General features: G+C 72.4%; 4 protein-coding genes and 1 pseudogene. 4 read left to right on the forward strand and 1 reads right to left on the reverse strand.

Translation table 11 applies throughout. The annotated features are described in order from the left end of the window. From AAHZ94_RS35985 to AAHZ94_RS36000, 4 genes and pseudogenes are all read left to right on the forward strand, one after another. Positions 1 to 698: pseudogene (locus AAHZ94_RS35985) on the forward strand (hypothetical protein); the annotation flags it as partial. A gap of 201 nt (positions 699 to 899) precedes the next feature. After that, positions 900 to 1,385 (forward strand): effector-associated constant component EACC1, encoded by a 486-nt coding sequence (locus tag AAHZ94_RS35990; protein WP_349997823.1) that lies wholly within the window; start codon positions 900 to 902, stop codon positions 1,383 to 1,385. A gap of 3 nt (positions 1,386 to 1,388) precedes the next feature. After that, positions 1,389 to 5,927, forward strand: a complete 4,539-nt coding sequence (locus AAHZ94_RS35995; protein WP_349997824.1) for a caspase, EACC1-associated type — start codon at positions 1,389 to 1,391, stop codon at positions 5,925 to 5,927. A gap of 35 nt (positions 5,928 to 5,962) precedes the next feature. Further along, positions 5,963 to 6,928, forward strand: coding sequence for an inositol monophosphatase family protein (locus tag AAHZ94_RS36000; protein WP_349997825.1), 966 nt, complete (start codon positions 5,963 to 5,965; stop codon positions 6,926 to 6,928). Positions 6,929 to 7,259: 331 nt separating this feature from the next. Here the strand turns inward: AAHZ94_RS36000 and AAHZ94_RS36005 are convergent, their stop codons facing one another. Further along, positions 7,260 to 8,870 (reverse strand): alkaline phosphatase D family protein, encoded by a 1,611-nt coding sequence (locus tag AAHZ94_RS36005; RefSeq protein WP_349997826.1) that lies wholly within the window; start codon positions 8,868 to 8,870, stop codon positions 7,260 to 7,262. Positions 8,871 to 9,928: the final 1,058 nt, after the last annotated feature.

The following is a 9,928-nucleotide window of genomic DNA, read 5'->3' on the forward strand; positions in this document are numbered from 1 at the left end:
AAAAAAAAATGGGGGGGGGGGGGGGGGGGGGGGGGGGGGGGGGGGGGGTGGGCGGGGGCGCGCGGGGCCGGCCGCCCCCGGGCCCCCCCCCCCCCCCCCCGGGGCGGCGCCTGGTGAGGGCGGCCCTGGCCGGGGCCCGCGCCGCGGGGGACGGCTGGGGCGAGGCCGTGGCCCTGGTCGAGCTCGCCACCCGGGCGCCGGCGCACGGCGCCCTCGCGGCCGAGTGGGGCGCCGCCCTGTTCCACGAGATCGGCGACCGCTGGGGCCAGCTACGCGCCGCCCGCGCCCTGGCCCTGGTGGCCGAGGGCACCGGGGACCGAACGCGGGCGGAGCGGCTGCACCACGAGGGTCTGCTGGTGGCCGAGGAACTCGGTCTGTGGACCGAGGTGGTGGAGACCTTGACCCGTCTCGGCGGCCTCGCCCTCGCCGGCGGCCACCCCGAGCGGGCCACGGACCTGTACGGGCGGGCACTCGCCGTCTCCACCGAACGCTCCTACACCCGCGGCGAGATCCGCGCCGAGACCGGCCTCGGCCACGCGGCCCACCTCCGTGGCGACCGCCCCACCGCCCGCCACCACCTGGCCCGCGCCCTCGCCAAGACCCGCACACGGGGCCGGGCGGCCGGCGGGTCGGGCGAACCGGTGACCGTACGGAGCATGGGCGAGATGCCGGACGTCCGGGAAGCGCCGGACGGGTGACGGCCGCGGGGCGTGGCCGACACCGGTCGTGAGACGGGACCGCCACCGAACGCGGACCGATACCGAACGCAGGGCTGGACCGACACGAACGCAGCCTGTGTCGCGTACCGGCCGCAGGCTGTGCCGCGTATCCACAGAGCCCGGCGATCCGGATCAGGCGCCTCCGGCGGGCTCGCGCCCCGTACGGGGTACGGAGGGGGTGTGAGGATAACCCTGGCCGTGCGCGGCCCCCAGGAAGACGCCCTTGCCGCGACGAGCGACCTGCGGCGGTGGCTGCACCGCCATCCCGACCTTCGCGGGAGCCTCCAGCGGGAGCAGGCCCCCAGCCCCGCCGCGGGGACCATGGGCGCATCGGGCGAGTTGGTCGCCCTGCTGCTGGCGCCGGGCGGGGCGACCGCCGCCCTGGCAGCGGCCGTCGTGGCCTGGTTACAGAACCGCCGCGGCACCCAGACCGTCACCATCACGCTGCCCGACGGCACGCAGACCACCGTGACCAGCGAGCGGGTGCGCGGCCTGACCGCCGGGGACGCGGGCGAGTTGGCCCGGCGGATCGCGGCAACCCTGCAACAGCCCGAGGCCACCGGCGACCCGGCCCACCACCCTGGCAACCCGGACCGCGACCCCGACGGCCGGCCCACGGACGCGGGCGGAGCGGCACGCCCCACCACCGACTCCGACCTGGGTTGAGCCGTGGACCGGGGTGACGCACGCGACTTCGGCGGGCCCGACTGCCGTGCTGTGGTGGTGGGTACGGGGCACCACCCGGCGGACTCCCGCCTGGCGAGCCTGCCCAGCGCGAGCCGGTCGGCCACCGCCGTCGCCCGGCTGCTGCACACGGCGTGCGGGGTGGCCGAGGACCGGATCACGCTGATCACCGATCCCGACGGGCCGACGGAGGTGCTGGCCGCGGTGGCGGCGGCCGTCGAGGCGGCGGCGGGCGGCATCGTGCTCTTCTGCTTCGTCGGCCACGGCCTACTCGGCCCCGCCGACCAGTTGTACCTCGCCACGTCGGGCAGTACGTCGGCGGACAGCAGCGTCCACGCCGTGCCCTACGCCGAGATCCGGAACCTGCTGGGCGCGGCCCCCGTACGCCCCGTGGTCTTCCTCGACTGCTGCTTCTCCGGGCTGGCCCGGGCGGCCCGCCAGGGTCCGCGCCGCGACCCGTACGCGTCGGCCCGACCCGACGGCAGCTTCCTGCTCGCCTCGGCCACGCACTACGCGGCTTCCTTCGCCCCGGAGGGCGCCCAATACACCGTGTTCAGCGAGGAGTTGCTGCGACTGCTTGAGGACGGTGACTCGGGTGGGCCGAAGTGGTTCACCCTGTCCGACGTCTACCGCCACCTCGACCGGCGGTTCCAGGGCGCGCCCACCCGCCCGCACGCGGACAGCACGGGCCGCATCGGTGACCTGGTGCTGGCCGCCAATGCGCAGTACGTGTCGCCGGCCGATGGGGACGGGGCGGAGTCGGCAGCGGGGCCGGCGGCCGACGGCCCGTGCCCCTACCCGGGGATGCGCCCCTTCCTGCCCGAACAGCGTCATCTCTTCTTCGGCCGTGAGGAGTTGACGACCGCCCTCCTTGAACGGTTGACCGACCCGGCCACCACGGCCCCGACGGTGCTGGTGGGTCCGTCCGGGGTGGGGAAGTCCTCGCTGTTGCGGGCCGGTCTGGTCGCGGCCGTGGACTCGGGCGGTCTGGGCCCCGTCCTGATGGTTGCGGCCCCCGGCGCGCGGCCCTTCCAGATGCTGACGGCGAAGTGGGCCGAGGCGGTGGGCCGCCCCTTCGACGAGGTCGAACGCGAGCTGGGGGCCGGCCGGTTCACCGCACCCGCGGGCCTCCCGAACCCGCCCGCGCTGCTGGTGATCGACCAGGCGGAGGAAATCTTCACGCACTGCGAAGACCCGGAGGAACGCGAGCTGTTCATCCGGGCCCTGGCCGGACCCGCGGCCACCGACGCGGACAGCCCTGCGCCAGTCGGCGGACCCCGCATCGTGCTGGGGCTGCGCGCCGACTACCTCGGGCAGTGCCTCCGCGACCCACGGATCTCCCGGCTGGTGCGGGAGGGGCAGTTCACCGTTTCGCCGATGGGCGACGAGGAGTTGCGGTCAGCCATCGTACGGCCCGCAGAGAACGCCGGTCTCCGGCTGGAGGACGGCCTGGCCGACCACCTGCTGCGCGAGCTGCGGCAGGAACACGGCGGCGCGGGCGACGCGATCGCGCTGCCGTTCCTGGCCCACGCCCTCCAGGAGACCTGGGTCAGACGGCGCGGCACCCGCCTCACCTTCGCCGGCTACCAGGCCACCGGCGGCATCCGCACCTCGGTGGCCCGGGCCGCGGAGCGGATCTATACCGCACTCGACGCCGCCGAACGCCGCGAGCTCCGCCAACTCCTGCTGGGCATGGTGCAGTTGGTGAACGACCACGGCAAGGCAGTCCGGCGCCGGGTGCGGGTGGCCGAGTTGGCCGGCGGCACCGACCTGCTCGCCCGCCTCGCCGCGGCTCGGCTGGTGATCGTGGATGACGGCGAGGCCCAACTGTGCCACGACTCCCTGCTGTACGGCTGGCCGCGGCTGCGGGACTGGATCGCCGCCGACCTGGACGGGCTGTTGGTGCGCCGCAGGCTGGGCGAGGCAGCCGACGCCTGGTCCGCGGCCGGCCGCCCGTCCAGCGGCCTGTACGCGGGCAAACACCTGGCGGCGTCCCGCATGCTGGCCGCGGACGACGGGCCGCCACTGCCGCTGCGCCCGGTGGAACAGGACTTCCTCGGCGCCAGTGGCCGCGCCGAGCGCCGCAAGAAGAACCTGTTCCGCACCGGTACGGCGATCGTGCTCGCACTCGCCGTCATCGCGACGTCCCTCGCGGTACTGGCCCGCAGAGCGCAGACGGACGCCGAACAGCGCGAAACCCGCCTGATCGCCCAGCAGTTGGCGGACCAGGCCGAATCCCTACGCGAGCGCGATCCACAGATGGCGTTGCGGCTGAGCCTGGCCGCCTACCGCACCGCCCGCACCCCGGAGACCCGCTCCAGCCTCTACACCTCCTACCTCTCTCTGACCCCCGTCGACCTGCCTGGCTCCTCCCAACCGATCCTGAACCTCGCCTTCAGCCCCGACAGCGAGGTGCTCGCCACCAGCCAGCGCGGCGGCCGGGTGCAACTGTGGGACGTCAGCCGGCCGGCCGTGCCGCGCAAGGCGCACGCCATGGAGTTGGGCAGCAGCGCTGTGCTGGCCTTCCACCCGCGCAAGCGCCTGCTCGCCGTGCAGAGCACGGACGGCTTCACGGTGTGGGACGTGGCCGACGCCGACGAGCCACGACGGTTGGCCCACCGCACCGTCCCGAGGGCGACCGCGTACACATTGGCCTTCAGCCCCGACGGCCGTACGGTGGCGACCGGCGACAAGCGGGGCTCCTTGAGGCTGTGGGACCTGACCGCGCCGGCCCGCCCGCGGCTGCGTACGCAGCAGCAGGTCGTCACCGGGGTGGAGGTGATCTCGGTCGGTTTCAACCGTGACGGCACGTTGCTCGCCACGGGGAACGGTAGGCACGGCCGCAACGGTCGGCTGCTGCCACAGGTGAAGGTGTGGGACGTGCGTGAGCCGGACCGGCCGGTGGTGCGTGGCACGGGGACGTCCGAATCGGTGATGGCGGTGGCCTTCCATCCGAAGCGCGACCTGCTCGTGGCCACCGGGGGCCTTGGCACGATGGAGTGGTGGTCGGTGAACCCCGGGGGGCGGCTCCGGGCGATTCGGCCGAAGGGCGAGCCCGATCTGGGATGGGGCAGTACGAGTCTTCCCTCGCTCAGCTTCCACCGGGACGGAACCGAGCTCGCCGCCGCGAGCGACGGGGGCTCTGCCCTCATACGCCGTGTGGGTCCGCGGGAGTCCTCGCTGCCGGCCGAAACAGAGCGATGGGACGACCTCCCCGCAGGCGAGCCGGTCCAGGCCGTGGCGTACAGCCCGGACGGAAGGTACCTGGCCGCCGGCGAAGTGCACGGAACCGTACGCCTGTGGCCCGAGCGGCCTCCCGCACCTGCCGTTCGGGGCGACCTCGTGTCCTCACTGTTCACCGGCGCTTCCACCAGTCGGGACGGCAAGCTCCTGCTCACCACCGAGAATGAGGGTGACGACTCCTATGTCACCCATGTCTGGGACATCTCCAGGGTGGAGCGTCCACGCCACGGATTCACCGTGCCCGCCCGATGGAAGGACAGCCACTTCCTTCCGGGCCGGCGCACTCCGCTCCTCATCGGCCAAAGTCGGGCGGAGGGGGCACCCGATCTGCACTTCCGACTGTGGGAATTCGGCGCCCGGGGGCGCCCAAGGGCGAGTGGAGAGATCACCGTCACCTCCTCGTCCGTGGAAACCGACGAGAGTGCCGACGGCAGGCTCTTGGCCATCGGCGTTCTGGACGAGGGCCGGACCGAGTTGTGGGACCTCACCGATGCCCAGCGGCCCAGGCGGCGCGCCGTGCTCAGCACGCCGGCGGGCCAGGGCAGCGGGAACGTGTGGTTCCCTGCCGACCGCACGCTGGCGACCGTGGAGGACGAGGACGACCTCCGGCTGTGGGACGTCTCCGATCCGGACCGGCCGCGAAAGGCCGGGCTCATCGAGGACGGAGCGTTGTACAACAGCTCCGGCATCGGTTTCGGTGCCGTGCCGTCCGCGAAGCTGGTCATCACTCAGGAAGTGGCGGAGAACCTCCGGCTGTGGAACGTGCGGGACGCCAGGAACCCGCAGCGAGGTGCCAGGCTCCCCGCTGCCCCGGGGAGATACTTTTCCGTCGGCCACGACGAGGTCGCCACCGTCCTCAAGGACGGAACCACCAGGTTCTGGAACGTACGGGATTTTCGCCACCCGGAGTTGAAGCGCACCCTACGGCTGGGCAGTGGCACCGAGTCCCTCCAGATGGGGCCGGCCGGCGACTTGGCGATCACCGGGGCGACCGATGGCTACCAGTTGTGGTCCGTACCGTCCAACGGTGCATGGCGCACGCCGAGCATCGCCACCCTGGACAAGGACGTCGAGACCGTCGAGTTCCTCCCCCACGCGCGATCGTCCATCGCCGTGCACCGGAGCTTCGGCACACAGAGCAATCGGAAATGGACCTCCTTCATCAGCCTCGACACCGACCGCATCTACCGCGAGCTGTGCCGCGACAACCCCTTGAGCGTGAGCACGAGCGACTGGGAAGCCCTCCTGCCCCATCTGGAGCACCGGAAGTCCTGCGCCTGACGCCGGTCGACCGGCTGCCCCGCTAGCCTGCGCCCATGATCAACACAACCACGCCGTCCGACGGTGCAGTCGACGCGGCAGTCAGTGCCAAGGTCGGGAGCAACCCTGGTGCCAACCCAGTGACCCACCCCCGTACCAACCCGGGTGCCGACGTCGGCGCGGGCGCCCGTGCGGACGAGGACGCGGCCGTGGCCGTCGCCGCTGCGCTGGCCGGGGCCGATGTGGTGCGGCGGCTGTACGGGACGCAGCTCGAACGGTTCGACAAGGGTGGTGGGGACTTCGCCACCGAGGCGGACGTGGCGGCCGAGCAGGCGATCCTCGGCGTGCTCCGGGCGGCGCGGCCCGCGGACGCCGTGCTCGGTGAGGAGGGCGGGCAGCAGGGGGCCGCAGGGGCTCGTCGGCAGTGGTTGGTCGACCCGTTGTGCGGGACGTTGAACTATGCCGTCGGCACCCTGACGGTGTGCGTCAACGTGGCGCTGGTCGGTGGGGTGGCCGCGGTGGCCGACCCCTTCGGCGACGAGGTCTTCCACACCGACGGGGCGGGCGCCTGGGTGCGGCGGGGTGCGGGTGGTGATGCGCCGCTGGTGCCGTCGGCTGCTTCGGGGTTGGTGGACGTCAACCTCGATCCGCCGTTCCCGAGCGCGCCGCGGTTCCGGGCGGTCGAGTTGTTGGCCCGCCCCGACTTCGGGGCCAGGTTCCGGCCACGGGCGCTGTCCACGTCGCTGGCGCTCGCCTGGGTCGCGGCGGGCAAGCGGGCCGCGTACGTCACCGACGGTGGCGACCTCTCCGCGAGCGTGCACTTCGCGGCCGGCATCGCCCTGTGTCGGGCGGCGGGTTGCACCGTCACCGACCTCGACGGCGCGCCGGTCGGCGAGACAGGCTGCGAGACAGGCGACGGAGCGGGGCGCGGGCCGGTCGGCGGGGCGCGGCGCGGGCTGCTGGTCGCGGCCGACGCCGTAACCCACCAGGCGTTGCTGTCGATGATCGGCAACGCGGGTTAGCCACCCGCCCCCGCCCGGTGGGCCTCTCCGCACTGGCCCGTGTGGTGCGGGCGACTCAGCGGGGACGCGCGGCCGAACTGGGCTGCACGGCCGAACGGGGTCGGGCGGCCGAACCAGAACGGGTGGCCGAACGGGAACGGTGGGTGGCCCGGCGCCCAACTCCCCGATTCATCAACGGTGTACGGGGAGTTGCTGGGACACCGGGGCGCAGGAAACGCCGCGCGGCGTGTGGGCGGTGCCGTACGGATCGTGCACGGTACGACACCGGGCCCACACGCCGCGCTGGCCCGCGGGGGCTACCCCGCGGCGTAGCGTCGCCGCAGGTTGCGGGTCAGATCTGCTGGGCGCCGGGGCGGCCCGCCTTGATCCGGAAGGACGCGGCGGTCTCCACCGGGGCGTCCGGCTTGGTCACGTGCGGCAGGACGCGGTAGTCGGCGCGCAGCTCGCGGTGGTTGAGCCGGACGCGGGTGTAGCCGCGCTGGGCGTTGTGCCACTTCAGGTGCGGGTTGACGCCCTCGGTCATCCAGTTGTAACCCACCTTGTCCATCGCGGCGCCGTCCTTGCCCGAGGTGATGGACGTACCGGCGAACTCCGTGCCGACGGTGGGTGACTTCGGGTCGTCGAAGTCCAGCTTGAGGTCGGAGACCACGCTGCGGTGGATGTCGCCGGTGAGGATCACCGGGTTGTTCACACCCCGCCGGTAGAAGCCGGTGAGCAGCCGGTCGCGGGCGGCCGTGTAGCCGTCCCACATGTCCAGGCCCGAGGAGAGGACGTCGGGGTTGGGGTCCTGGTCGACCTGGGAGACGAGGGTCTGGTTGGCGAGCACGTTCCAGGTCGCGTGCGACCGGCCGGCGCCGTTCAGCAGCCAGCGCTCCTGCTGGGCGCCGAGGATGGTGCGGGACTTCTCGCGCCGCTCCTTGTCGTAGCCGGGCTTGGTGCCGTCGCCGCCGACCTGGTCGTCGCGGTAGGAGCGGGTGTCCACGACGTGCAGGTCCAGGACGGAGCCGAAGTTCAATCGCCGGTACAGGCGCATCCGGTCGCCGCGCGGCTTCTGCGGCAGGCGCAGCGGCTGGTGCTCGTAGTACGCCTGCGCGGCGCGCGCCTTGCGGGCCCGGAAGGAGGCGATGTCGTCGTCGGGGAAGCCGTCCTTGTCGACCTGGGCGATGTCGCCGGCCCAGTTGTTCTCGATCTCGTGGTCGTCCCAGGTGACGATCCAGGCGAAGGCGGCGTGCGCGGCCTGGAGGTCGGCGTCCAGCTTGGTGAGGGCGTAGCGGTTGCGGTACTCGGAGAGGGCGTAGGTCTCGCGCTGGTACGACTCGTCCAACTGCATGTTGCGGACACCGGCGTTGGCGCCGACGCCGCCCTCGTACAGGTAGTCGCCGAGGAAGGCGACGAAGTCCAGGTCCTCGTTCGCCATGTGTCGGTAGGCCGTGTAGAAGCCCTCGTACCAGCACTGGCAGGAGGCGAAGGCGAACTTCACGTCGTTCGACCAGCCGGGGCCGAAGGGGGCCGGGGCGGTGCGGGCGCGGCCGACCGGGCTGATCGCGCCGCCGGTGCGGAATCGGTAGAAGTACTCACGTCCGGGGCGCAGTCCGTGGACCTCCGCGTGGACGGAGTGCGCGAGTTCGGGTACGGCCCAGGCGAAGCCGAAGCGGACGATGTGACGGAACCGCTCGTCGGTGGCCACCTGCCATTCGACGGCAACCTTGCGTTCAGGCATGCCACCGCGGCTGTCCACGGCCAGCGGGTCGGGCGCGAGCCTGGTCCACAGCACGAAGCCGTCGGGGGTCGGGTCGCCGGAGGCCACGCCGAGGCGGTACGGGTCGTCCTTGTAGCGCGGCGCGGCCCAGGCCGAGCCGGTGCTGAGACCTGCGCTGAACAGGCCGAGTGCCGCGCCGGTCACGCCTGCGGCGCCGATCAGGCGGCGTCTGCTGATATCCACGGGAGGGGGTCCCTTTCGATCACGGGGGTGGCCGGCGGAGGGACATCGGGACGCACGGCGCCGCCAGGTTCCGGTACGGAGAGTCACCTGTTCACGCGTGTGCGTCCCTACGGTTCCCCGTACCGCCGACGGACGGGCCCACCCTCACGGCGGCAGGTTGCGCGGGTGAGAGGAGGAGGGCTCCAGTTGGCCACGGCGGTGCGAACTACAGCGGACGTGAGGGTAGTTCAAACCAGTGTGCCCAGTTCACCCCGCTCTTATGGGCATTTTCACGCCTATCTTGCCGGCCAGCTCACCTGCGGTAACACCCCTGACCTGGGGTGATGTTGAGGCTGTCGGTCGGGGGCCATGGTTTTCGGCCGCATGGATCTTGGTGTCCTGAGGCGTGGGCGGCTCCGGGGGGTTGGCCGGCGTCCCCCCGCTCAGCCACGATGCTCCCGCCGGCCGACGTCCGCGAGTGCCGAGGGCAGCCGGGTGGCGCGTACGGGGAGACATTCGGGGGTGGGTGTCGTCACCCGAGAAACATCCGTCAGCACAGGTCACACGGGCTGCCCCACCCTCAGGGGCGCCATCTCCGGCCAACGGAAGGTGACTTCGCTTTCAAAACTTGAGCACAAGTCGCACACATACCCTCTCCATCTCGGCGTCGATGGTCTAGATTGACCGTGCTTCAGCGGTTCGAACACGAGGCGACCAGAATGATCTATTGGTCCCACGCCTTGAACCTTTGACGTCACACCCTCGACGCTGGCCGCCGAGGGAGCACTTCTTGGGACCCGTGGGGGGTCCGGGTGTGGGGAGCACCCGGGTTGCGACTGGGTCATCACGTACCTCGATCGACATGCCTGGTGGGGCAGTCACGTGCGCCTCCGCCAGGGCAGTTTTTCCACTTTGCTCATGAAAGTGGCGATATGCCATGGGCGGGGGGCGGGGGCCTCCCGGGGGAGGAACGGCGCGGCGGGGGGGGGGGGGGGGGCCGGGGGGGGCGCCGATGACGCAGCCGGTGCCGTCGGGGTTGGTGGCGAGCCAGTCGGCGAGGATCGTGTCGAGTTCGGCGG

The sequence above is a fragment of the Streptomyces sp. HSW2009 genome, assembly GCF_040240285.1.
In the GTDB taxonomy this organism is placed as follows: domain Bacteria; phylum Actinomycetota; class Actinomycetes; order Streptomycetales; family Streptomycetaceae; genus Streptomyces.

Bases quoted from the DNA above. Each gene is read 5' to 3' on its own strand.
- AAHZ94_RS36000 (WP_349997825.1), top strand. From the start codon at position 5,963: ATGATCAACACAACCACGCCGTCCGACGGTGCAGTCGACGCGGCAGTC.